Source organism: Staphylococcus sp. GDH8C109P, from assembly GCF_017893405.1.
In the GTDB taxonomy this organism is placed as follows: Bacteria; Bacillota; Bacilli; order Staphylococcales; family Staphylococcaceae; genus Staphylococcus; species Staphylococcus cohnii.
Genome location: NZ_JAESMX010000013.1, coordinates 201,558 through 228,414, shown reverse-complemented (window position 1 = coordinate 228,414; position 26,857 = coordinate 201,558). Strand labels below are relative to the sequence as shown.

Genomic DNA, 26,857 nt, shown 5'->3' with positions numbered 1-26,857 from the left:
TACCTTTTAGGGTAAAACAGTATATACTAAAATTAAATGACGGAAGGATGATGAATTTGTCTAATAATAATTTCAAAGATGATTTTGAGAAAAATCGTCAATCTATTGATCCAAAAGAACATCAAGATGATGTAAAGGATTCTGTTAACGATTCCGTTGACAACGTAAAAGAGGAAGTTTCTGATAAAAAAGACGAACAATTCCCTCCTAGAAATGCTCAAAGAAGACAACGTAGAAGAGATACGGCAACACATCAAAATGAAAGAAACCAAACACCTGTTGACGAGAATAATGATACATCAAATCAAATAGATGATGAGCAAAAACAAGACACACATTCATCATCTAATACAGATGAAATCAGTAAGAATCAAGACCCTTCAGAAAGCAATAATATTAATCAAAACCGAGATGAAAAAGATAGAGATAACGAAACACATAATGACAACCATTCTGAAGATAAAAACGATAACAAAAAAGGTGCTGCCGTAGCTGGCGGAACGGCAGCAGCGGGTGCTGGCGCCTATGCTGCTAAAAAACATCATGACAAAAAAGACGAATCTGTTGATTCAAAAGATGATAACACATCAACAAAAAATAAGGAAAAAAGTGATGCTAGCACAGGCGTAGGTGCTATTAATAATAAAGATCAACATACTGAAGAAAATAATAATAAATCTGAAAAAGATAAAGAGCAAAAAGACAACAAGAAAAAAGGTGCTGCCGTGGCTGGCGGAGCAGCCGCAGCTGGTGCAGGAGCTGCAGGCACAAAAGCTGCACATTCAAATGGCAATGGCTCCGGTGAAAATAATGGCAACGGTAACAATAACAACGATAATAATGATGATGATAACAATAAAAACAAGAAAAAAGGTGCTGCTGTAGCCGGCGGAGCAGCCGCGGCTGGTGCAGGAGCTGCAGGAGCAAAAGCTGCACATTCAAATGGCAACGGCTCTGGTGGAAATAATGGCAACGGTAACAATAACAGCGATGATAATGATGATGATAACAATAAGAACAAGAAAAAAGGCGGCTTGTTTGGAAAAATATTACCTATTATAGCAGCTATTTTAATATTAGCAGCAATCGGAATTTTTGGTGGTATGGCACTAACTGGCAATAATGATGATAGTGGCAACAACGACGACAAAAAAGTAGCTGATAATAAAGATAAAAATGCTGACTCAGACAAAGACAATAAGAAAGATTCAGACAAAGACAAAAATGCTGATAGTGATAAAGCAAATAAAAACAGTGACAATAGCGCTGAATCAGATAATAATGATAGTTCAAACCAAACTGATTCTAATGCTGATGATGCTGCTACTAGCGATCAAAATCAAGCTACTGAATCAGACCAAAGTAATCAAAGTGATCAAAATGCACAAAGTGGTCAAAACGATCAATCTCAACAAGATAACCAAGCTACAAATCAAGGTAATGATTCAGCAAATCAAAACCAAGCAACCAACAGCCAAAACAATCAACAAAACAATCAATCTTCAAACAATAATTCAGGACAACAAACGCATACTGTAAATGGTCAAAACCTATACAGAATAGCTATCCAATATTATGGAAGTGGTTCTCCTGAAAATGTAGAAAAAATCAGAAAAGCCAATGGTTTACAAGGTAATGATATTCATAATGGACAACAATTAGTTATCCCTCAATAATGATGATCATTCTCACCGTACAAATATAATGAGCTTGAATATCAAGCCTATTTCCATAAAAGGACTAATTCTTATTAAATGGATTAGTTCCTGAACGTAGACAAACCCTTCGCATTAATTTGCGAAGGGTTTATTTATTTTCTACTTATATAGTTTTTTAATGACTTTTTTCTTAGTGCTCGTATTTGTTCATTTTTTTCATTGTCCAATTCTTCCTACAAGTGAAGTTTATCTTTTTTCATAATTCTTTTGATGTATTTATTCTTATTTGCATTTATTTTAATATGCGTAGAATCAATAAATAAAGATGGGTGATCTATCAATTTATTTTTGATAGCTATTTCTATTATTTTCTCAAATGTTTGTTCAAATAAATCTGTATCATGAAAACGACCTGTATAATATTTACTAAAATAACTGGGTCTATTGATAGTTTACCATTATCAAGACAATATTTGCCTTCGACAAGTTCATATACAAAATTTAAATCTAATATCGCATAGACTTTACGTAATCAATGATTATTAAAGACTAATTCAGAGATAGAAATCATTTCATATTGATCACTTTTATCAATTGATTTATTCAACATCATAAACACCACCACTATTTAATTTACATATATTATAATATTGGCAGTGATTTATACCGACTCTTGCGGGAATAGCGCTAGCCGAAGACTACAGGCTAAGGCAGTGCCCGCGGAAAGCGTTCATAAAAAAACTGCCAACAAAGGCGGAGACTTTGGCGACAGCCTGGGACTAATCCTTATAAAATGGATTAGTCCTTTTGTATTGTGCTAATTTTAATGAATTAATTTTTATTGTAAACAAATTTTCAAATTCTATCACTTGGTTTTTTAAAATCTACTGGTATAATAAATGGGTGGTAAAAGGAGGACAAATACTATGCAAACAGTAGAAAGTATAATCATTGGCGGTGGGCCATGTGGTTTAAGTGCCGCTATCGAACAAAAGAAAAAAGGGATCGATACATTAGTAATTGAAAAAGGAAATGTTGTGGATGCTATTTATAACTATCCAACACATCAAACATTCTTTTCTTCAAGTGATAAATTAAGTATCGGCGACATTCCGTTTATTGTAGAAGAAAGCAAACCACGTCGAAATCAAGCATTAGTGTATTATAGAGAAGTTGTTAAACATCATCAACTTCGTATCAATGCTTTCGAAGAAGTCCTTACTGTTAAAAAAATTAATAATCGTTTTACACTTACTACTACGAAAGACGTTTATCAGTGTCGATTTCTAACTGTAGCTACTGGTTATTATGGTCAACATAATACATTAGAAGTACAAGGTGCAGAACTACCAAAAGTAAAACATTACTTTAAAGAAGCACACCCTTATTTCGATCAAAACGTTGTTATCATCGGTGGCAAAAACTCAGCAGTAGATGCAGCATTAGAATTAGAAAAAGCTGGTGCACATGTCACAGTTATCTATCGTGGTTCTAACTATCCAAAAGCAATCAAACCATGGATTTTACCTAACTTTGAATCATTAGTGAAACATGAAAAAATAAACATGGCATTTAACGCTGACGTCACAAAAATAACTGAAGACAGTGTTATTTATGAGCAAGATGGGGAAGTAATTGAGATTCCTAACGATTATATTTTTGCAATGATTGGTTATCACCCTGACTATAATTTCTTAGAATCAATTGGAATTGAAATCAATGAAAATGAATATGGTACAGCACCGGTTCATAACAAAGAAACTTACGAAACAAATGTTGAAAATTGTTATATTGCTGGTGTAATTGCAGCAGGGAATGATGCTAATACGATTTTCATTGAAAATGGTAAGTATCATGGTGGCATCATCACTCAAAATATTTTATCTAAAAAACAAACACCTTTAGAATCATAATATATAAAAAGAGCTGGATAAGTTATTATAATTTTAGAATTTCTTCAATATTCTAAAAATCCAATATTGCTTATCTCAACTCTTTTTTTATTTTATAATTGAGCTTCAAAATACTTTTTCAATTGTTCAAACGTTAAATGATTACTTAAACCGATTAATAATTTCAGTCTCGCTTTTTGTCCATTTAACCCATTAGAGAAAATAACGCCTTTTTCTTCTAAAGTTGCGCCGCCACCTTCATAGGCATAAATGGGACCAACAATGCCATTAAATGATCTAGATACAAGTATGACTGGTATGTCATTACTTAAACATTGATTCAATCCTTCTAAACATGTCGGAGGTAAATTACCTTGTCCGAGTGCTTCTATTATAATGCCATCCACTTGTTTTTCACTGTAAAAAGCTAATACATCACTATTCATCCCCATATATGCTTTAACAAGTGGGATATTTAAAGTTTGATTTATTTCAGTCAGTACTAAATGATCAAATGGTCTGTGATGAAATTGTACACTTTGTTTTGTAATCACGCCTAAGGGACCATGGTTCGGACTTTGAAAAGTATTCGTATTAGAAGTATGTGTTTTCGTAACATTTCTAGCTGTATGAATCTCATCATTAAATACCACCATAACACCCATATTTAATGATTCATCACTGATTGCAACTCTAATTGCAGATAAAAAGTTATATAATCCATCTGCACCAATTTCATTAGAGGAACGCATCGCGCCTGTGATTACAATTGGTTTCGAGATATCCACTGTTAAATCTAATAAATACGCCGTTTCTTCTAGCGTGTCAGTGCCATGTGTAATCACATAACCATCATAGTCATCTTGCTTTTCAGATTGGTTAATAATTTGCTTTAATGTTTCTACATACTCAATATTCATATGTGGAGATGGTACATTAAAAGGTGTTATTTCAGTTACATCAGCATATTTATTAATAATATTTTGATGATTAGAAATTGGATTATCCGTATTTGTAACAACTTTGTTTGATTCATCCTGTGACATGCTAATCGTACCACCAGTATGTATGACAAGAAGTTTTTTCATGTGTGCATTCCTCCTATTTATAAAATACATATTTATGATAAAATAATATTTATAAAACAACAAGGAAGGGTTACTAAAATGAAACCAATAAATATCGCACTTGATGGACCTGCAGCCGCAGGTAAGAGTACAATAGCAAAACTTGTGGCAGCCAAATTGTCAATGGTTTATGTAGATACTGGTGCAATGTATCGTGCTATTACTTATAAATATTTACAATTAAATAAAACTGAAAATTTTTCTAAACTTGTTCAGTCAACGGAGCTATCATTAACTTATGATGAAGAAAAAGGTCAAAGAATTATTTTAGACGACCAAGATGTTACAGATTATTTAAGAGAAAATGATGTAACGAATCATGTTTCCTATGTATCTTCAAAAGAATCAGTGCGTTCATTTGCAGTTGAAAAACAACAAGAATTGGCAGAGCAAAAAGGTATTGTTATGGACGGAAGAGATATCGGTACTGTAGTCTTACCAGATGCTGATTTGAAAATATATATGATTGCTTCTGTGGAAGAACGTGCTGTACGTCGTCAAAAAGACAATGAACTTAGAGGTATTCAATCAACGGTAGAACAATTAAAAAAAGAAATTTCTGAACGTGATCACTATGATATGAATAGAGAAATATCTCCATTGAAAAAAGCTGATGATGCAATAACAATTGACACTACTGGTATGAGTATCGAAGAAGTTACTGATAAAATTTTGACATTAGTAGAAAAAATTTAAATATTTAAGCTTACATGGTCTATTTGTTATTCTTTTTATCTTTTTGTTAAAATAATGTAAAAAAGTTATAAAATATCAAAATCAGGGTATATTATTATAGTAGATTTTTAAAATTTGTACTACATATAAGTCAATGTAAATTGCTATTGATATTAAAACTATTATCTACATGATAAGTATCAATTAATATTTTTAAATGTATAGAATTAGAGTGTTCACTATAAAGTGGAATTTCTTGACAATTCTGTCAAATTATAAGATGTTATAAATATGTAGTGTAATAAGGAGGCAGACAAGATGACTGAAGAATTCAATGAATCAATGATTAACGAAATTAAAGAAGGGGATAGAGTTACTGGTGAAATTCAAGAAATTGAAGAAAAACAAGTAATTGTACATGTTAACGGTGCTAAATTTAACGGTATTATCCCTATAAGTCAACTTTCAACACATCATATTGATAATCCGAGTGATGCTGTTAAAGTTGGTGACGAAATCGGTGCATATGTTACAAAAGTGGAATATGACGAAGAAAATGAAACAGGTACTTATATCTTATCTAAACGTCAATTAGAAACTGAAAAGTCATATGAATTTTTACAAGAAAAATTAGATAATGATGAAATTATCGAAGCTAAAGTCACTGAAGTTGTAAAAGGTGGTTTAGTAGTAGATGTTGGTCAAAGAGGGTTTGTACCAGCTTCATTAATTTCAACCGATTTCATCGAAGATTTCTCTCATTTTGAAGGTCAAGTTCTAAAATTAAAAGTTGAAGAGCTAGATCCAGCAAATAATCGCGTCATTCTTAGTCGTAAAGCTGTAGAAGCATTAGAAAATGCGGAGAAAAAAGATGACTTACTAAATAATCTTAATGAAGGCGATGTAATAGAAGGTAAAGTTGCACGCTTAACAAATTTTGGAGCGTTTATCGATATTGGTGGCGTAGATGGACTTGTACATGTTTCTGAATTATCACATGAACATGTTAAATCACCAGAAGATGTTGTCTCAATAGGTGATCAAGTTAAAGTGAAGGTAAAATCTGTTGATAAAGATTCTGAACGTATTTCATTATCAATTAAAGATACGTTACCAAGCCCATTCGAATCATTAAGAGGAGAAGTCAATGAAGGCGATGTAATAGAAGGTAAAGTTGTCAGACTTACAAATTTTGGTGCTTTTGTTGAAATCAAACCTGGAGTTCAAGGTTTAGTTCATATTTCAGAAATCAGTCATTCACACATTGGTACACCTGGTGAAGTGTTAGAACCAGGACAAGTTGTCAGTGTTAAAATACTAAGTGTCGATATTGATAATGAACGTATCTCACTTTCTATTAAAGCAACATTACCTGACGAAAACGTTGCTGAAAGTGATAATGAAACAACGCAATCATATTTAGATAATAATGAAGATGAAGACAATCCAACACTTGGAGATGTATTCGGAGATAAACTTAAAGATATTAAGTTTTAATAATTATCATAAGACCAAATCTAAATCTTGTCCTATATTATGTTAGGGCAAGATTTATTTTTTTAGTGTCCATATCCATCAATTAAGTAATTGCATTTAATGAAAACCATTTAAATGGTTTCTTTAATAATTTCTTTTGAAATACTTACCCCGTATGATAGAATTATAGAGATTAAAAAAGAGAGGAAGTTAGTTATGACTAAACCTATAGTTGCTATTGTAGGAAGACCAAATGTTGGTAAGTCTACAATTTTTAACAGAGTCGTAGGTGAACGTGTCTCTATTGTTGAAGATACACCAGGTGTGACTCGTGACAGAATTTATTCATCAGGCGAATGGTTAACTCATGATTTCAATATCATTGATACTGGAGGTATTGAAATAGGTGAGGCGCCATTCCAAACGCAGATAAGAGCACAAGCAGAAATTGCCATAGATGAAGCTGATGTCATTATTTTTATGGTAAATGTTAGAGAAGGTTTAACACAAAGTGATGAAATGGTAGCTCAAATGCTATACAAATCCAAAAAACCCGTTGTATTAGCTGTGAATAAAGTAGATAATCCTGAAATGCGTAATGAAATTTATGATTTTTATTCACTAGGTTTCGGAGATCCTTATCCTATTTCAGGTTCACATGGTTTGGGATTAGGTGATTTATTAGATGAAGTAGTTAAAAATTTCAAAGAAGAAGAACCAGACCCATATGACGAAGATACAATTCGTTTATCAATCATTGGTCGCCCTAATGTTGGTAAGTCTAGCTTAGTTAATGCCATATTAGGTGAAAATCGTGTCATCGTATCAAATGTTGCTGGGACAACTAGAGATGCTATTGATACTGAATATAGCTATGATGATCAAGATTACGTCCTTATTGATACTGCTGGTATGCGAAAAAAAGGTAAAGTATATGAAAATACAGAAAAGTACTCGGTTTTACGAGCACTTAAAGCGATAGAACGATCAAACGTTGTTTTAGTAGTAATTGATGCAGAACAAGGCATTATAGAACAAGATAAGCGTGTCGCTGGGTATGCGCATGAAGAAGGAAAAGCGATTGTTATAGTTGTCAATAAATGGGATGCTGTAGATAAAGAAACAAACACAATGAAGAAATTTAAAGACGAAGTGCGTAAAGAATTTCAATTTTTAGATTACGCACAAATCGCATTTGTTTCAGCTAAAGAACAGAAAAGATTATCTACGCTGTTCCCATACATTCTAGAAGCGAGTGAAAACCATAAAAAGCGTGTTCAAAGTTCAACATTAAATGAAGTTATCACTGATGCGATTTCTATGAATCCTACACCAACAGATAAGGGGCGCCGATTAAACGTATTTTATGCTACACAAGTTGCAATAGAGCCTCCTACGTTTGTTGTATTTGTAAATGACGTAGAATTAATGCATTTTTCTTATAAACGCTATCTTGAAAATCAAATAAGAGCTGCTTTTGGATTTGAAGGTACGCCTGTACACATCATTTCTAGAAGAAGAAATTAATAAATGGAGGGGTTACATGTCTAATATAACTGTCTTTGGTACGGGGAGTTTTGGTACGGCATTAGCAAATGTCTTAGCTGAAAATGGACATCAAGTATTAATGTGGGGAAAAAACGAAACGACTGTTAAAGAAATAAATGAATTACATTCAAATACAAAATACCTTAAAAATGCACAACTTGAGTTAACAATTAACGCAACTACTGATATAAATAAAGCAATAACACATTCGGATGTATATCTTATGGCTTTACCTACTAAAGCGATGAGAGAAGTTGCAAGTGAAATAGATTCTCATTTATCATCGAAAAAAACCTTTATCCATGTTGCTAAAGGAATAGAAAACGACACTTATAAGCGTGTTTCTGAAATGTTAGAAGACTCAATCAGCCCTGAACATAATGCAGGTATTGGTGTATTATCAGGACCAAGTCATGCTGAAGAAGTTGTCATCAAACAACCAACTACAGTGGCTGCTTCTTCTAAATCAGCAGAGGTGAGCAAGCTAGCTCAAGATTTATTTATGAACGATTATTTAAGAGTTTATACTAATGACGATCTAGTTGGCGTAGAATTGGGTGGCGCTTTGAAAAATATTATAGCTGTTGCAAGTGGTGTGATTTCAGGAATGGGTTTCGGAGACAATGCTAAAGCAGCATTAATGACTAGAGGTTTAGCTGAAATAAGTCGCCTTGGTGAAAAATTAGGTGCAGATCCACTCACATTTTTAGGATTGGGTGGTATTGGCGATTTAATTGTAACTTGTACCTCTACACATTCAAGAAATTACACACTTGGTTATAAATTAGGTGAGGGTAAATCCTTAGACAAAGCATTGGAAGAAATGAACATGGTTGTTGAAGGTGTATACACGACAAAATCAGTTTATAATTTAGCAAAAGAACACAATATTGATATGCCAATTACAACTGCATTATACAAAGTTTTATTTGAAAACCAACCTGTTGATGAAAGCGTAAAAGATTTAATGGAACGTGGCAAAAAAGCTGAATAAGATAGAAGTATTACACTTTTTAGCAAATATATAACAATTTGATATTAAAATCCTATTAATTCAACGTTTTTTACACATAAATCATTGCAGTTGCAGTATTCGTTGTGTTAAAGTCATACCATAATGATATTAAGTTATCATTATAAACCCTAGGGGAGGTGAATTCATAATGAACAAAACAGATTTAATCAATGCTGTTGCTGAACAAGCTGACTTAACTAAAAAAGAAGCTGGTTTAGCTGTAGATGCAGTATTCGAATCAATTCAAACATCACTTTCTAAAGGTGAAAAAGTACAATTAATTGGATTCGGTAATTTCGAAGTACGTGAACGTGCTGCTCGTAAAGGACGTAATCCACAAACTGGTAAAGAAATTGATATCCCTGCAAGCAAAGTACCGGCATTCAAAGCTGGTAAAGCTTTAAAAGATGCAGTTAAATAATTCTTTACTTACAAGTGAAGCCCTTGTTACAGGGGCTTTTTTCTTTTGATAAAAACTTTTAAACGCAAATAAAAATAGATTGTAAACTATGTCTCTTAATATGGTATCATTCGATATGATGATATGATATTAAGAGCTTTTTAAAATAATTAAACATCAATTTAATATTTACAGTGATAATTAACAAAACATAATTCATTTCTTTGAATAATTTTTATTATTCACAAAATACATAAAACGTATATATTTATCAGTTTGAAAACCGTTGATTTTAATTTTCCTTATATAATGTTAATATGTATATTGATAATAACGTGAGGTGTGAACATGGAAACGACATTAAGTATTTTTGAAAAACAAATTACCCAACGCTTGAAAGGTATACATCATTATGACGCTATTTATATAAATGAAGTATTAGCAAAAATCCTTGATTCTTATGATATACCTGAAGATGCTAAATTAGCTTGCCTCACTATAGATACTGCGATGCGTCATTTAGATGAGGTTTCCAAGAATTTATCCTCTAAGAAAGCCATATTAATTGGTGATTTACTAAGCGCTCACTTTTATACATTATTAGCGAAGTTACATGATCCAATTTTTCAAAAGCAAATTAGTTCAGCGATTGTTGAAATTAACGAAATGAAATCCTCCATCCATAATGGAGTGATACCAAGAGAAAAAATTGGACATTATATTTTAATGATAGAAAATAAATTTCCACTTATAACAATCAATCGATACGTACCAAATATGGAAACAGTAAATATAAATCAAAAATTATTAGCAAACTTACTAGAAAATCATCCTTCGTATTTAAAGAAATATTCAAAAGATGAATTAAGTACATTTTTAGATGAAATTAAATCAGAAATTTATTAAAAAAGAGGTAATCAATGATGACAGATAATAAAGCAAAAAAAGAACAAGTCCATAACGTTTTTCAAAATATTTCTGGAAAGTATGATCGCTTAAATAACATCATTAGTTTTGAACAACATAAAACATGGAGAAAGCGTGTAATGAAAGAAATGAATGTCAAAGACGGTAGCAAAGCATTAGATGTTTGTTGTGGCACGGCTGATTGGACCATTTCTTTAAGCAAAGCAGTTGGACCTTCTGGTGAAGTGATAGGTGTAGATTTTAGTGAAAACATGCTTGAAGTAGGGAAAAAGAAAACAACGGATATGCAAAACATCCAACTTATTCATGGTGATGCAATGAATTTACCGTTTGAAGATAATGAATTTGATTATGTCACAATTGGCTTTGGTTTGCGTAATGTACCTGATTATCTAGCAACACTTAAGGAACTTAATAGAGTATTAAAGCCTGGTGGTATGGTTGTTTGTTTAGAAACAAGCCAACCAACTGCACCAATATTCAAACAGTGTTATAAATTATATTTTAAATTTATTATGCCTATATTCGGTAAAATATTTGCGAAATCAAAAGATGAATATGAATGGTTACAACAATCCACTTTTGATTTTCCAGATAAAGAAAAATTGAAACGTTTATTTTCACAAGCAGGATTTAGTAATATAAAGGTACGTAGCTTCACTGGTGGCGTTGCAGCGATGCACCTAGGCTATAAATAAAATGAAACAACCAAAGGTGATGACTGTGTCAAAGTTAAATATGAATAATGAAATTAAAATAATTGAAAAACGATTAGAAGAAGCATTAATAAGTAAAGATCAAATCTTAGAAGATGCTTCTTATCATTTATTTTCATCAGGAGGTAAACGTGTAAGACCTGCCTTTGTAATATTAAGTAGTCAATTTGGTGAAGAAATGAATGAAGATGTATATCGTGTAGCTGTTGCACTTGAATTAATACATATGGCCACTTTAGTACATGATGATGTCATTGATAAAAGTGATAAACGTCGAGGTAGCTTAACTATTGCTAAAAAATGGGATCAAGATACTGCGATTCTTACAGGTAATTTTCTATTAGCAGTCGGTTTAGAATATATTTCAAATATAGAAGATAATCGAGTACATAAAGTGATATCAAGTGCTATTGTTGAAGTATGTATGGGTGAATTGTACCAATTTCAAGATCAATTTAATGCAAACCAAACAATTACAAATTATTTAAGAAGAATCAATCGCAAAACAGCCTTGCTCATACAATTATCAACAGAAGTTGGCGCAATTGCTTCACATGCTGATACTAAAACGGTTCGTAATTTAAAAATGATTGGACATTATATTGGGATGAGTTTTCAAATCGTAGATGATATTCTAGATTTTACTAGTTCTGAAAAAAAATTAGGAAAACCTGTAGGCAGTGATTTAATGAATGGTCACTTAACATTACCAGTATTGTTAGAAATGCGTAAAAATCCTGAGTTCAAATCAAAAATCGAACAACTAGGCCCTAACAGTGATCAATCATTATTTGATGAATGTATTCAAACAATTAAACATTCTGATGTCATAAACCAATCGCAAGCAATCAGTGATAGATATTTAGATAAAGCCCTACATCTTATTGATCAGCTAGAAAGAGATGAAGCAAAACCTATATTTAAAAAAATTATTAAAAAAGTAGGAAAAAGAAACGGATAATTGTGTGAAAAGCATTGAAAGCGCTTAAATTAACTGTTAATATTATAATGTGCTTTAAGACATTATAATATTTTGTTTTATATTTTTATAAAACTTACATCATTAACAGGGGGATAAACACACAATGGAAAGAACATTTTTAATGATTAAACCGGACGCGGTTCAACGTAACTTGATAGGTGAAATTGTTTCACGTATTGAACGTAAAGGACTAAAACTTGTAGGTGCTAAACTAATGACGGTACCAAAATCACTTGCAGAAGAACATTACGCTGAACATACTGATAAACCATTCTATGGTAATTTAATCGATTTTATTACATCTGCACCGGTATTTGCAATGGTTGTAGAAGGTGAAGATGCTGTACATATTGCACGTCACATTATTGGAGCAACAAACCCATCAGAAGCTACTCCTGGTACAATTAGAGGAGACTTTGGCTTGACTGTAGGCAGAAACATTATTCACGGTTCAGATTCAGTAGAATCTGCTAATAAAGAAATCACGCTTTGGTTTAATGCTGAAGAATTAAGTGATTTCACAGAATCACGTGAAGCTTGGTTATATGAATAATTATCTTTGAATCAACAAACCAACGCGAATTAGATGGCTTTCGTTATTAACTTTTAATACTTTCAACAAAATAGAAAAAAAGCTGATAATTAAAAACACGATTCTTAGTCGTGTGATTAAAATCAAAACACTTTCGTTGAATTCATAATAATATGAATTGATACGAAAGTGTTTTTTCTATGGCTAAAAGTTGCAATTGCATTCTAAAGTGAAGTCGTTTAATATCTTAAGTTATTACTAAAATTTAGTCAGATGTTATAGTTGAATGTAGGTAAATCTTATAAAGTTTAGTTATTTGAAATTTTTCTGTTAATTTGAACAAATGAATATGATAAGATAAGGAACATATAATCATTTAAAGTACTAAAGAACGGAGTGGGTAAATAATGAGATATTTAACTTCAGGAGAATCACATGGTCCACAGCTAACAGTAATAATTGAAGGTGTGCCAGCAAATTTAGAAATTAATGTTGCCGATATAAATGAAGAAATGTTTAAGCGTCAAGGTGGATATGGTAGAGGTAGACGCATGCAAATTGAAAAAGATAGTGTTGAAATTGTATCCGGTGTGCGAAATGGGTATACACTTGGTAGTCCAATAACGCTTATTGTCACAAATGATGATTTTAAACATTGGAGAAAAATTATGGGTGCTGATCCTATTAGCGATGAAGATCAAGAAAACATGAAACGTGTGATTACAAAACCACGTCCTGGACATGCAGATTTAATCGGTGGTATGAAATATAATCATAGAGACTTAAGAAATGTATTAGAACGTTCTTCTGCTAGAGAAACTGCTGCACGAGTAGCTGTTGGCGCTGTATCTAAAATTTTACTTAAGCAACTCGATATTCATTTTTATAGTCGAGTAATGGAAATTGGCGGTATTAAAGATGATTTAGAGTACGATCTTGAAACGATTAAATCTAATATTGATAAAAATGATGTCCGTGTTATTAATGATGATATCGCTCAACAAATGAGAGATAAAATTGATGATGCTAAAAAAGCAGGAGATACTATTGGTGGCGTTGTGCAAACTGTTATTGAAGGTGTGCCAATTGGTATCGGCAGTTATGTTCATTATGACCGTAAGTTAGATGGGAGAATTGCTCAAGGTGTCGTAAGTATCAATGCCTTTAAAGGTGTGAGTTTTGGAGAAGGATTTAAAGCAGCTGAAAAGCCTGGTAGTGAAATACAGGATGAAATACTATATGATACAACCAATGGTTATTACAGAGGATCAAATCATTTAGGTGGATTTGAAGGTGGTATGTCTAACGGTATGCCTATTGTCGTCAATGGCGTCATGAAACCTATTCCAACACTTTATAAACCTCTAAACTCAGTAGATATTAACACAAAAGAATCATTTAAAGCTTCTGTTGAACGTTCTGATAGTTGTGCTGTACCGGCTGCAAGTGTTGTGGTAGAAAATGTTGTTGCATTTGAACTTGCAAAAGCACTATTAGAAGAATTCCAATGTAACCATATTGATCAATTAAAATCACAAATTGAAGAACGTCGCTTGTTGAATATAGAATACTAAGTTTTATTAAAATTTTATGATTAGCCAGGTGATATCTATGAAATTACAAACTACGTATGAGACAAATAATTATCCCATCATCATAGAACATAACGCATTAAAGGATCTACGTCATTATATTGAAAATTATAAAGATATTGTACTTGTCGTTGATACCGAAATCGCAAACAAATGGGATGACACCTTAGAATTTATTACATCTGAATACGATGCACACAAGCTGATGATTCCATCAGGTGAAACCACCAAATCTCTAGCTTATTATGCCGAAACTATTGAAACATTATTGAGTAAAAATTTAACTAGAAATACGTGTATCATTGCAGTAGGAGGGGGAGCTACAGGTGATTTCGCTGGATTTATAGCTTCTACTTTATTGAGAGGCGTTGATTTTATTCAGGTACCTACGACAATATTAGCGCATGATTCTAGTGTTGGTGGTAAAGTAGGCATCAATTCGAAACACGGTAAGAATTTGATTGGCGCCTTTTATAGACCAAATGCTGTTATCTATGATTTAAATTTTCTTTCAACACTCCCTTATACAGAAGTATTGAGTGGTTACGCTGAAGTATATAAACACGCATTATTAAATAGTGAGCGTGCAGTTCGTGATATTGAAGCACAATTTTATGATAAAGCTACGTTAGCTTCCTTAGATGAAATGGAATATTACCTTTTTAAAGGCATAGAGACTAAGTTAAATATTATTGTAAAAGATGAAAAAGAATCAAACGTTCGTAAATTTTTAAACTTAGGACATACTTTTGGTCACGCCGTTGAATATACATTTAAAATACCACATGGTCATGCGGTAATGATTGGCATCCTATTCCAATTCATTGTGTCAAATCATATTTTAAATCAAAATTTCAATATTTCACATTACATCAATTATTTAAATTCTCTAGAATATCCATTAAATATTATCAATACCTTCGATTTTGATCCACTTTATGAATTGATGTTAAGAGATAAGAAGAATGATCAGCAAGGGGTGCAGATGGTTTTATTAGAAGGATTAGGTAACCCTGTAGTTAAACATGTTGATAAATCCATATTATTAGAGAGTTTTAATGCATTACAAACATATATTAAAAAGTAGGTGGCATATTTGGATATTAGTAAAACAATTGATATAAAAGGTCCTCTGATTGGAGATATAGAAGTTCCTGGAGATAAATCAATGACGCATAGAGCTATTATTCTGAGCTCATTAGCATCTGGTAAATCAACGATATATAAACCATTACTTGGTGAAGATTGTATTCGTACAGTTGAAATTTTCCGTCTGCTTGGTGTTGAAATAGATATATTAGAAGATAAAATAGAAATTAATTCACCTGGATATAAATTTTTCCAAACACCACATCAAGTACTCTATACTGGTAATTCTGGAACAACTACACGCTTAGTTGCTGGATTATTGTGTGGTCTTGGTATTGAAACAGTACTTTCTGGTGATGCTTCAATTGGAAAAAGGCCTATGGATCGAATAATGAAACCCTTAACCTTAATGAACGCAGATATTTCAGGTGTGAATAATAATTATACACCTTTAATAATCAAACCTGCTCAAATTAAAGGCATAACATACCAAATGGAAGTCGCAAGTGCTCAAGTTAAAAGCGCAATATTATTTGCAAGCTTATTTGCAAACGAAAAAACGACTATTTCTGAAATCGGTATTACGCGTGATCATACTGAAACGATGTTTGAACATTATCAAATTCCAATCTCTACCAATGATAAAACAATTGAATTACCTGAAAATAGTATCAAACATATTACTGCCACTGATTTTCATGTACCTGGCGATATTTCCTCAGCTGCATATTTCATTGTTGCTGGCTTGATAACACCAGGCAGTGATATTACAATTCACAATGTTGGCATAAATCCAACACGTTCAGGTATTATTGATATCGTGACACAAATGGGTGGAAATATAACTTTATTTAATCAAACTAACGGTTCAGAACCTACCGCTTCAATACGTGTACAGTATACGCCAAGCTTGAAACCTATTCATATAGAAGGGGAATTAGTACCAAGAGCAATTGATGAATTACCAGTTATTGCCTTACTTTGTACTCAAGCAAATGGCACAAGTATTATAAAAGAAGCGGAAGAATTAAAGGTCAAAGAAACAAATCGTATTGATACTACAGCAAACATGTTGAATTTATTAGGCTTTACATTGCAACCAACAAGTGACGGTATGATAATACATCCATCAAGATTAGAACAAACTGCCACAGTGGATAGTTTTACTGATCACCGTATTGGAATGATGCTTGCTGTAACTTCTTTATTAACTGATGATACATTAACGATTGATCAATTTGATGCAGTCAATGTTTCCTTCCCAGGTTTCTTAGCTAAATTTAAACAATTAGAAAAAGAGGGATAAAGTATGGAAGATATCTATAAACTTATAGATGATATCAACTTACAAAAACTAGACAACTTAGATACACGTGTAAATGACGCGTTAAGTTCTCCAAAAGATGATGCACTCTTTATACTTGGTGAAACACTTTATAATTATGGATTAATGCCACAAGGTCTTGAAGTGTTTCGTACACTTTATCATAAATATCCAGATGAAAGTGAACTGTTAATTTATTTTATTGAAGGGCTGATCGCGGAAGATCAAACGGATGAAGCATTAGAATATTTAAGTACTGTTGAACTTTCGACGGAACGTTTGATGTTAGAGGCAGATTTGTACCAGCAATTAAATATGCTAGAAGTAGCTATCGATAAATTAGTAGAAGCTATTGATATTGAACCCAACGATCCAATCATCCATTTCGCACTGGCAGAATTACTTTATTTTGATGGACAATATTTACGCGCTTCTTCGGAATATGAAACAGTACTAGAAACGGGAGAATATCAGATCAATAATGTCAATTTATTCTCACGTTTAGCTGATTGTAGCTTGCAAAGTGGAAATTACAGCGATGCTATCACGATGTTCGATGAAATCAGTGACGATGAAATGGATTCAGAAAGTTACTTCAAAAAAGCGATTGCTTATGAAAAAAATGATTTAACACAAGAAGCTATCAAATTGGTACAAACATTATTATCAAAAGATCCAGATTTCCTACAAGGCTACTTTTATCTACAACAATTGTATGAAAACGAGCATAATCACGCGGATGCCATTGAAATTGGTAAAGAAGGATTGCGATTGAGTCAATTTTATAAAGAATTAATGGTATCAACAGGCAGTATTCAAATCGAACACGGAGATGCTAATGAAGGTGTTCAATTACTACTACAAGCCTTAGATGTAGACAATGCTTATCAGGAACCACTTTTAATCTTAAGTGATTTCTATAGACAAGAAGAAGATTACGATTCAATTATTGGCTTACTACAATATGCAGATGAAGAAGATTTAGATCCAGTATTTATGTGGCATTTAGCACATGCACTAGGCCAAGAAGAGCGAGATAAAGAAGCACAACTTTTCTTTGAATTAGCTTATCCAACTATGAGAACGCAATCAGCATTTTTAAGTGATTATTATTTCTATTTAGTTGAAATTGGTTATATAGAACAAGCTCAACAAATCTTAAAACAATTACTGGAAATAGATCCATCTAATGAAACATGGCATGATGAAGCTGAGAGATTGCAATCATTCTAAAAAGTAAGGAAGGTGAGTACATTGACTGATACCTTACAACAAGTAAAAGCAAGTTTTATAGAATACGTATTATTCCAATATCGATTTAAATCTCGAATTAGTGTATGGGTATTAAATTTGATAAAATCCTCACCTGAATTATTACAAAAGATCTACTTTGTAGATGAGCAAATTCCTAGTCATAATACTTTAGAAATTGCTGCGGTGAATACAGACAATATCGCCATAAAACTTAAAGTGCAGAATCAACAATATATTAACAATGAAAAAATATTTGACTATATCGCAAATCATAACGCCTTTTTTGATATTAAATTATATTTAAATAATGGAGATTCAAGAGATACAAGATTAGATGAATTATTATTAACACAATTACTTCACTCTCCTTATTATGCTATATATATTCAAGATATTTATGGCTTGCCATTATCAAAACAAAGTGAATCATCTATTATCAAATATTTACAGGACAATATTGACTTAAGTTTACAATTACAAGATAAAGCGTTATTTTATCAATTATCTCAAATCCTTAATACATTTAAGTTGAGGAATCTTAATACATTATCGAAGGATTGACTATATGAACATTTATTCGTTTTGGCAACTTATCATTTTTAATAAAGGGATGCTATATTTCTTATTAATATGCAATTTATTAGGAACGATTTATGGGTATATTTGGTATGGTTCGCAAATGAGTATTACACCATGGTATTTTATGCCTTTTGTACCTGATAGTCCGACTGCATCATTATTTTTATGTATTGCTATTCTAGGGTTAATTGTTAACCAGAACATACCAATCATTGAAGCACTTGCTTTTGTCACATTAATCAAATATGGTGTATGGGCTGTAATTATGAACATTATTCTATTTATCCAATACGACATGATTACAATTACAGGTTGTATGCTGATACTTTCCCACGGCATTATGGCAATTGAAGCTTTTATATTTTATCCAAGATTTAAAGTGACTATGCTTTCGTTTTTCATAGCGATGATATGGGTGTTCCATAATGACATTATCGATTATGTATTCATGCAATATCCTTTTTATGATTTTATTGAAAGTCACATTGGGTCAGTTGCATACTTAGCATTTTGGTTAAGTGTCATACCTTTAATTTTATATTTAAGTTTAACTCTATTTAAAAAAGATAAAATATTTGACCATTATTAACGTCCACAGTAAAATGTTTATAAAGGAGTGAGGATTTTTGTCTTTTATTTATATGATTATATACTTTGTTATCTTAATGGTTCTGCCTCTATGGGCACAACACAAGGTTAAATCTAACTATGAAAAGTATTCTCAAGTAAGATCAACTAGTGGAAAAACAGGGCGTGAAGTCGCGCTTGAAATACTCCATTCAAATGGAATTTATGATGTAGACGTTGTCGAAGGTAAAGGATTTCTAACAGATCACTACGATCCTAGTAAAAAAGTACTTGTCTTATCTCCAGCGAACTTCAATAGACCTTCAGTAGCTGGAACAGCAATAGCTGCCCATGAAGTAGGTCATGCTATTCAGCATGCTCAGGGTTACTTCTTCTTAAGGTTTAGAACATCATTAGTACCTTTAGCGAATATTGGTAGTTCTTTAGGTTACATGGCAGTGTTTGCTGGTATTGTTTTAACTAGTTTACAGAGTACACTGGGTTCAACTGCACTTTGGATTGGCGTTGCATTAATGTCATTTGCAGTACTTTTCTCAATTGTTACCTTACCAGTCGAATTTGATGCCAGTAGTAGAGCAATGAAACAAATCAAAAGTTTAGATATTGTTAACGAAAAAGAATATCGACATGCGAAAAAAGTATTATCTGCTGCTGCAATGACTTATGTTGCATCAACTGCTGTAGCATTAGCAGAACTTGCACGTTTCATTTTAATCGCTAGATCAAGTGAATAATTTGGCCATGCGCATGAGACAGAAATCTAATTGATTTCTTCTCTTACTGTGGTAAGAATGACAATATTAGCAAAAGAGGTTGAGACAATAAATTTGTCCAGCCTCTTTTTTTATGCTTGCAATAATTATCTTTTAATATAAATATTTTTTATGTTCATTTTTCGTGAAATTTATTATTGTGTGCTTTAGGTGTATCATATTATCATTATATTCATTGCCCACTGAACATTGAATTGCGTATAAAGGTTGCAGGAATAATGCATGAATCATAGAATTAGTCTATACTATAAAAGAAACTGTAAGAATGAGAGGCGTTTATCATGAAATCAATGAAAGATATGCAAATCGAAGTAGATGACTATATAAATCAATTTAAAACAGGCTACTTTTCACCTCTAGCAAATCTCGCAAGGTTATCAGAAGAAGTGGGAGAATTATCAAGGGAAATTAACCATTATTATGGTGAAAAAAAGAAAAAAGATAGTGAAGCAGCAAACACAGTAAAAGCCGAACTTGGTGATAATTTATTTGTGTTACTATGTATTGCTAATTCTTTAGATATAGACATGACGGAAAGCTTTAACGAAACGATGGAAAAATTTAATACACGTGATAAAAATCGTTTTGAAAGAAAATAGATTGACATTGTTTAAGAAAGGATGTGCCACCTATGAAAATAGGAATTACATGTTACCCGTCTATGGGTGGTTCTGGTATTATCGCTACTGAATTGGGTATCAAGTTAGCAGAAAGAGGACATGATATCCATTTTATAACATCAAATATACCTTTTAGAATTAGAAAAGCATTACCAAATATTACATTTCATCAAGTTGAAGTGAATCAATATGCAGTATTCCAATATGCACCTTATGATATTACCTTAAGTACAAAGATTGCTGAAGTAATCAATGAGTATGACTTAGATTTATTACATATGCATTATGCGGTACCACATGCTGTTTGTGGCATCTTAGCAAAACACATGTCAGGTAAAGATATTAAAATAATGACCACTTTACATGGCACTGATATAACTGTATTGGGGTACGACCATTCATTAAAAAATGCGATTAAATTTGGTATAGAAGGTAGTGATGTAGTAACAAGTGTTAGTAAATCACTAGCCGATCAAACAACTGATATTATTGAAACTGATAAAGCTATTATTCCAATTTATAATTTCGTTAGAGAAAATGAATTTCCTACAAAACATTCATTGCCGACTGAATCTGATATCAAATTAAAGGCTTGTTATGGGATAAAACCCGAAGAAAAAGTGGTTATTCACGTTTCTAATTTTAGAGCCGTCAAACGCATTGATACAGTCATTGAAACGTTCGCAAAGATACACCAACAATTGCCATCAAAACTTATTTTATTAGGTGATGGTCCTCAATTAATGGATATGAAAACAAAAGCACGTGAATTAAATATTGAAGATGCCGTGCTATTTTTAGGTAAACAAAATTGGGTAAGTGAATTTTATCAAATATCAGATATAGTTTTATTATTAAGTGAAAAGGAAAGCTTTGGCCTAACATTACTAGAAGCAATGAAATCAGGTGTACTTCCAGTAGGCTCAACTGCTGGAGGTATCAAGGAAGTAATTAAACATAATGAAACAGGTTTTCTTGTAGATGTTGGAGATAGTGAGAAAGCTAGTACGTACGCATTACAATTGTTGACAGATGATCAGCTTTATAAAAAAATGCAGCAGCAAATGTTGAATGATGTTGCTGAACGTTTTTCTTCAGATTTAATTGCTGATCAATATGAATATTATTATAAAAAAATGTTAGAGGGTAATCATGACTAAAACATTATTCGAACAAGCAAAACCAATATTAAAAACTTTACAATCTAACCAGCATCAAGCGTATTTTGTTGGGGGATCTGTCAGAGATTATCTAATGCATAAAACAATACACGATATTGATATTACTACGAGTGCAACACCTGATGAGGTAGAAGCTATTTTTGAAAAGACAATTCCTATAGGTAGGGAACATGGTACAATCAATGTCGTTTATAATGGACAACATTATGAAGTAACGACTTTTCGTGCAGAAGGTGATTATGATGATCATCGTAGACCTAACGAAGTATTTTTTGTACGTGAATTATATGAGGATGTTAAAAGACGTGATTTTACAATGAATGCAATAGCCATGGACGCCGATTTTCATATTCATGACTATTTTAATGGGCAACAAGATATAAAAAATCACATAATCAGAACTGTAGGAAATGCACAAGAACGTTTTAATGAGGATGCATTAAGAATCATTCGAGGGTTACGTTTTCAATCACAATTAGGATTCTCACTAGAAAATGAAACTTTTTATGGTATGCAATCACACATCAATGATATTGAACATTTATCCATTGAACGTATCGTGGTTGAGTTAAAGAAACTCACTTCTGGTAAGTATGTAGCCAATAGTTTTGAAAACTTGCAACGTTTGAATGCATTTAATTACATTCCTTTTTTTAAACATTATAATCTAAATAATTTTATTTTGGATGAAGCCATTCCGCTCACTTTATTAATAGCATTATTGAAAGCACAACAACCTTCAATAAATGGCAATCTTAATGATTTGAAAATCAGTAATAATGACAAAAAATATATAAGCAAGTTAGAAAAGCTACTCAATCAATTACCCTATATTAAATCAAAATCAGACTTTAAAATACTTATTTATGATTATGGTGAGCAAGATATACAATCCATATTAAATTATATGGATTTACACAAAAAAAACCATTTACCATCTTTTTCACCACTCATTATAAATACACAGTCTGTAAAAGAAGTATCCAAACAATTACCAATTCAATCGAGAAAAGACATTGATATTAATGGTAAAGATATCCTTGAAGTCGTGAATAAACAAAGCGGTCCTTGGCTAAAAACAGTATTGAGAGATATTGAGATTGCGATTATCGATGGAGATGTTCAAAATATTAAATCAGAACTCATTAGGTGGGTGAATTCACATGTCGAAATACAGTAAAGATGTTATTCAAATCTTATATACAAATCAAGATGAATATATTTCTGGTCAATTTATCGCTGAACATCTTGCAATTTCTCGAACAGCAGTCAAAAAAGTAATCGATCAACTTAAGCAAGAAGGATGCGAAATTGAATCAATCAACCATAAAGGACATCGCTTAATTGAACTACCTGATAAATGGTATAGTGGGATTGTAGAACCTTTAATCGATGAACAAAAAATGTTTGATCATGTTGAGGTAATAGCGCAAATAGACTCCACACAGTTACTCGCTAAGCAGAAATTAGTTGGTAATACAGATACTTTTTTAATTTTAAGTGATGAACAAACGAAAGGAAAAGGCCGTTTTAACAGGCCGTGGAATTCATCACGTGGTAAAGGGTTATGGATGTCTATTGTGTTGCGACCAAAAGTTCCATTTGAAATGATAACGAAATTTAATTTGTTTATGGCATTGGGTATCAGAGATACAATGCAACAATTTAGTAATGATAGCGTAACTATAAAATGGCCGAACGATATTTATATTGATGGAAAAAAAGCTTGTGGCTTTTTGACAGAAATGGTGGCTAATAGTGATGGTATAGAAGCGGTTATATGTGGGATTGGCATAAATATGAATCACTTAACCGAAGACTTTCAAGGTGAGTTACAGTTAAAAGCTACGAGCCTGAGAATACATGCTAATCAAAAAATACATCGTTATCATTTTTTAGAGCAATTAATAAATCAAATTGAAAGACGTTATCACCAATTTTTAAAACAGCCATTTTCTACTATACGAAACGAATATATTGAAGCTTCAAATATTTGGAATAGAACCCTAAAATTCACTGAAAATGCGCAACAATTTCAAGGTAAAGCTATAGATATTGATGAGGATGGCTATTTAATCGTCATTGATGACGAACAGATACAACACAAACTCATGAGTGCAGATATAGAACTTTAAATTATAAGAAAAGGAGGAATGAATATGACACAACCTTGTTACGCTGTTGTTGATTTAGAAACGACGGGTAATCAATTAGATTATGATGAAATTATTCAAATTGGTATTACTTTCGTTCGTGATAATAAAATAATTGGCACCTATCACTCTATGGTGAAAACAGATTTAGAAATTCCTCCTTTTATTCAAGCATTAACCTCAATTGAAGAAGAAATGCTAAATCAATCACCATATTTTCATGAAATTGCTGACGATATCTATAAGCAACTAGAAGGTTGCATCTTTGTAGCACATAACGTGACCTTTGACTTAAACTTTATCAAAAAATCGTTTAAAAATTGCAATATCAAATATAAGCCTAAAAAGGTATTAGATACATTAGAGTTGTTTAAAGTAGCTTTCCCAACAGATAAAAGTTATCAATTAAGTGAATTAGCAGATTCGCATGGAATTACATTAAATAATGCTCACCGTGCTGATGAAGATGCTGCAACGACGGCACAACTCATGATACTTGCTTTTAATAAATTTGAAGCGCTTCATTTAGACACTTTAAAGCAACTTTATTACTTAAGTAAAAATTTAAAGTATGATTTACATGATATTCTTTTTGAAATGGCTCGAAACCATAATCATGAACCTCTAAATGAAAATTTCGATCAATTTGAACAGATTATTTATAAAAAACAAAAAGATTTTAAGGCACCTACAGCAAATTTTGATGGAACCTTAAAAGATCTATATACAAGTATTACTGAAAAATTAAATTTAACATATAGACCACAACAATTATATTTAGCTGAAATTATATTAGAACAATTAATGCATAGTGAAAAAGCCATGATTGAAGCACCGCTAGGAAGTGGCAAATCTTTTTCCTATTTATTAGCATCATTAATGTATAATATTCAAACAGGTAAGCATGTAATGATTTCTACAAATACAAAATTATTACAAAACCAATTGTTGGAAAAAGATATACCTGCACTAAAATCAGCTTTAAACTTTAAAATAAATGCTTCTTTAATCAAAAGTAAAAGAGACTATATTTCTTTAGGATTAATCAGTCAAATTTTAAAAGATGAATCTAATAATTACGAAGTAAGCATTTTAAAAATGCAATTATTGATTTGGATTACAGAAACGCATACTGGAGATATTCAAGAGTTAGATTTAAAAGGCGGACAGAAAATGTATTACGAGCAAAAGTTAGAAACTTATGTTCCAGTACGTAATGACATTAATTATTTTAACTTTATTAAACGCAACGCAAAAAATATTCAAATCGGTATTACTAATCATGCACATTTAATTCATGCTTCACATGATAATACAATCTATCAATTATTTGATGATTGTATTATTGACGAAGCACATAGATTACCTGACTACGCTTTAAATCAAGTTACGAATGAGTTAAGCTATTCTGATGTTAAGTATCAATTAGGACTGATCGGTAAAACTGAAAATGAAAAATTGCTTGCAGCTATCGACTATTTAGAACAACAACGTATACTTGAAAAGTTAGATATACCGCCAATCGATGTTTTTGGCCTTAAAACAAATATCAATGAAATACATGATTTAAATGAACAACTGTTTAGCACTATGTTTAATAGTATCCAACAAGCAGAAATACATGATGATGAAGTGCATAAAGTTCATTTTGTATATCATTTCGATGTAACGCCGATTTTGAATGATTTGCATGCTATTATTCATAAATTAAACATGACTTTAGAATTCTTTAATGGCATGGGCCATAAAACAATTAAAACAGTAAGAAAACAATTGCTTTATATCAACGATAAATTTAGAGCAATTGAAACTAGTTTAAAAAATAATCATATTAGTTATTTGTCTATTAAAAATATTAATCAAAAATCCACAATAAAATTAAATGTCAAAGATTATGATGTGAAGGAAATACTAACAAAACAAGTGTTAGATAAATTTAATGCGTTAACATTCATTTCAGGTACTTTAACCTTTAATCATTCATTTGAAAATTTCAAGCAGTGGTTTAATAAAGACATTGTTTTTAATACTTATGAACTTGATACTACTACAGTATCTTCAAATCAGACAACAGTATTTATACCAAATGATATCGCTTCTTATAATTATAAAAATATTGAGGATTATGTGAGCTCTATTGTCAATTATGTTATAGAATATACAACAGTCGTTGAATCAAAATGTTTAATTCTTTTCACTAGTTATAAGATGATGCATATGGTTCAAGAACTCTTGAATGAATTACCTGAGTTTGAAGATTATGTAATACTCACGCAACAACAAAACCAAAACTATAAAATCGTTCAACAATTCAACAGTTTTTCTAAAGCCATATTATTAGGGACTGGAACATTTTTTGAAGGATTTGATTTTCAATCAAATGGTATCAAATGCGTGATGATTACAAAACTACCGTTCATGAATCATAATAATACTAAATATTGGCTAATGGAATCTGAATTCACTTCCACATTCAAAGATTTTGTATTACCAGATGCTGTTACGCGTTTCAGACAAGGGCTAGGTAGACTTATTCGAAATGAACAAGATAAAGGTATAATCGTATCCTTTGATGATCGTTTAATTAAAAGTAATTACAAACAATTCTTTGAACAGTCATTAGAAAGTTATCGCCAAAAAAAAGGTGATATAAAACAATTTTCAAGTTTACTTAAAAAAATTAAAAAAGAGACAATACATCATTAAAAGTTAACACGCGCAACTAGAACTTGTATCTTGATTTTGTTAAAATGTAT

24 protein-coding genes are annotated in these 26,857 nt (G+C 31.8%); 23 read left to right on the top strand and 1 reads right to left on the bottom strand.

Annotated features, from left to right (window positions below; all coding sequences use genetic code 11):
- The first annotated feature begins 50 nt into the window (after positions 1–50).
- Together ebpS and ypdA are read left to right on the top strand one after the other, a co-directional pair.
- Entirely contained in the window at positions 51–1,676 is a 1,626-nt protein-coding gene (gene ebpS, locus KA867_RS05905) for an elastin-binding protein EbpS (RefSeq protein WP_210137350.1), read from the top strand.
- Positions 1,677–2,584: 908 nt separating this feature from the next.
- Positions 2,585–3,571 (top strand): bacillithiol disulfide reductase YpdA, encoded by a 987-nt coding sequence (gene ypdA, locus KA867_RS05900; protein WP_210137349.1) that lies wholly within the window; start codon positions 2,585–2,587, stop codon positions 3,569–3,571.
- A 92-nt stretch (positions 3,572–3,663) separates the two neighbouring features.
- Here the strand turns inward: ypdA and KA867_RS05895 are convergent, their stop codons facing one another.
- Positions 3,664–4,638, bottom strand: coding sequence for an asparaginase (locus tag KA867_RS05895; RefSeq protein ID WP_210137348.1), 975 nt, complete (start codon positions 4,636–4,638; stop codon positions 3,664–3,666).
- 78 nt (positions 4,639–4,716) lie between these two features.
- On the opposite strand from KA867_RS05895, the gene cmk reads away from it, so the two are divergent.
- The 21 genes from cmk to KA867_RS05790 all read left to right on the top strand — a co-directional run bounded on the left by cmk (position 4,717) and on the right by KA867_RS05790 (position 26,807).
- Positions 4,717–5,373: a (d)CMP kinase gene (cmk, locus tag KA867_RS05890; protein WP_210137347.1), complete on the top strand. Its 657-nt coding sequence runs from the start codon at positions 4,717–4,719 to the stop codon at positions 5,371–5,373.
- A gap of 297 nt (positions 5,374–5,670) precedes the next feature.
- A complete protein-coding gene (rpsA, locus tag KA867_RS05885; RefSeq protein WP_210137346.1) occupies positions 5,671–6,849 on the top strand; it encodes a 30S ribosomal protein S1 in 1,179 nt (392 codons plus the stop codon).
- A gap of 195 nt (positions 6,850–7,044) precedes the next feature.
- On the top strand, positions 7,045–8,355 hold the full coding sequence (gene der, locus KA867_RS05880) for a ribosome biogenesis GTPase Der (RefSeq protein ID WP_019468912.1): 1,311 nt from the start codon (positions 7,045–7,047) through the stop codon (positions 8,353–8,355).
- Between the two features lie 16 nt (positions 8,356–8,371).
- Positions 8,372–9,370, top strand: a complete 999-nt coding sequence (locus KA867_RS05875; RefSeq protein ID WP_210137345.1) for an NAD(P)H-dependent glycerol-3-phosphate dehydrogenase — start codon at positions 8,372–8,374, stop codon at positions 9,368–9,370.
- A 169-nt stretch (positions 9,371–9,539) separates the two neighbouring features.
- Positions 9,540–9,812, top strand: coding sequence for an HU family DNA-binding protein (locus KA867_RS05870; protein WP_019468914.1), 273 nt, complete (start codon positions 9,540–9,542; stop codon positions 9,810–9,812).
- Between the two features lie 327 nt (positions 9,813–10,139).
- Positions 10,140–10,697, top strand: a complete 558-nt coding sequence (locus KA867_RS05865; RefSeq protein ID WP_210137344.1) for a heptaprenyl pyrophosphate synthase subunit A — start codon at positions 10,140–10,142, stop codon at positions 10,695–10,697.
- A 17-nt stretch (positions 10,698–10,714) separates the two neighbouring features.
- Positions 10,715–11,416, top strand: a complete 702-nt coding sequence (locus KA867_RS05860) for a demethylmenaquinone methyltransferase (RefSeq protein ID WP_210137467.1) — start codon at positions 10,715–10,717, stop codon at positions 11,414–11,416.
- 25 nt (positions 11,417–11,441) lie between these two features.
- Positions 11,442–12,395 (top strand): polyprenyl synthetase family protein, encoded by a 954-nt coding sequence (locus KA867_RS05855; protein WP_181187624.1) that lies wholly within the window; start codon positions 11,442–11,444, stop codon positions 12,393–12,395.
- Positions 12,396–12,519: 124 nt separating this feature from the next.
- Entirely contained in the window at positions 12,520–12,969 is a 450-nt protein-coding gene (gene ndk / locus KA867_RS05850) for a nucleoside-diphosphate kinase (RefSeq protein WP_210137343.1), read from the top strand.
- Positions 12,970–13,355: 386 nt separating this feature from the next.
- A complete protein-coding gene (aroC, locus tag KA867_RS05845; protein ID WP_019468919.1) occupies positions 13,356–14,522 on the top strand; it encodes a chorismate synthase in 1,167 nt (388 codons plus the stop codon).
- A 37-nt stretch (positions 14,523–14,559) separates the two neighbouring features.
- Entirely contained in the window at positions 14,560–15,627 is a 1,068-nt protein-coding gene (aroB, locus tag KA867_RS05840) for a 3-dehydroquinate synthase (protein ID WP_210137342.1), read from the top strand.
- Positions 15,628–15,636: 9 nt separating this feature from the next.
- On the top strand, positions 15,637–16,935 hold the full coding sequence (gene aroA / locus KA867_RS05835) for a 3-phosphoshikimate 1-carboxyvinyltransferase (protein ID WP_210137341.1): 1,299 nt from the start codon (positions 15,637–15,639) through the stop codon (positions 16,933–16,935).
- Between the two features lie 3 nt (positions 16,936–16,938).
- Positions 16,939–18,186 (top strand): tetratricopeptide repeat protein, encoded by a 1,248-nt coding sequence (locus tag KA867_RS05830; RefSeq protein ID WP_210137340.1) that lies wholly within the window; start codon positions 16,939–16,941, stop codon positions 18,184–18,186.
- A 21-nt stretch (positions 18,187–18,207) separates the two neighbouring features.
- Positions 18,208–18,768: a YpiB family protein gene (locus tag KA867_RS05825; RefSeq protein ID WP_210137339.1), complete on the top strand. Its 561-nt coding sequence runs from the start codon at positions 18,208–18,210 to the stop codon at positions 18,766–18,768.
- 4 nt (positions 18,769–18,772) lie between these two features.
- Positions 18,773–19,375, top strand: coding sequence for a DUF1405 domain-containing protein (locus KA867_RS05820; protein ID WP_210137338.1), 603 nt, complete (start codon positions 18,773–18,775; stop codon positions 19,373–19,375).
- 37 nt (positions 19,376–19,412) lie between these two features.
- Positions 19,413–20,108 (top strand): zinc metallopeptidase, encoded by a 696-nt coding sequence (locus tag KA867_RS05815; protein ID WP_019468925.1) that lies wholly within the window; start codon positions 19,413–19,415, stop codon positions 20,106–20,108.
- Positions 20,109–20,428: 320 nt separating this feature from the next.
- Complete coding sequence (locus KA867_RS05810; protein WP_210137337.1) at positions 20,429–20,746, top strand: nucleotide pyrophosphohydrolase; 318 nt, start codon at positions 20,429–20,431, stop codon at positions 20,744–20,746.
- Positions 20,747–20,778: 32 nt separating this feature from the next.
- Positions 20,779–21,927 carry an N-acetyl-alpha-D-glucosaminyl L-malate synthase BshA gene (gene bshA, locus KA867_RS05805; RefSeq protein ID WP_210137336.1) on the top strand — a complete coding sequence of 383 codons (1,149 nt, stop codon included), beginning with the start codon at positions 20,779–20,781 and terminating at the stop codon, positions 21,925–21,927.
- Positions 21,920–23,128, top strand: coding sequence for a CCA tRNA nucleotidyltransferase (locus KA867_RS05800; RefSeq protein ID WP_210137335.1), 1,209 nt, complete (start codon positions 21,920–21,922; stop codon positions 23,126–23,128). The genes bshA and KA867_RS05800 overlap by 8 nt, the downstream gene beginning before the upstream one ends.
- Positions 23,112–24,083 (top strand): biotin--[acetyl-CoA-carboxylase] ligase, encoded by a 972-nt coding sequence (locus KA867_RS05795; protein ID WP_210137334.1) that lies wholly within the window; start codon positions 23,112–23,114, stop codon positions 24,081–24,083. Before KA867_RS05800 ends, KA867_RS05795 begins: the two co-directional genes overlap by 17 nt.
- A 24-nt stretch (positions 24,084–24,107) precedes the next feature.
- The gene (locus tag KA867_RS05790; RefSeq protein ID WP_210137333.1) at positions 24,108–26,807 is read left to right on the top strand and encodes a helicase C-terminal domain-containing protein; all 2,700 of its coding nucleotides are present in this window, start codon (positions 24,108–24,110) and stop codon (positions 26,805–26,807) included.
- Positions 26,808–26,857 lie beyond the last annotated feature (50 nt).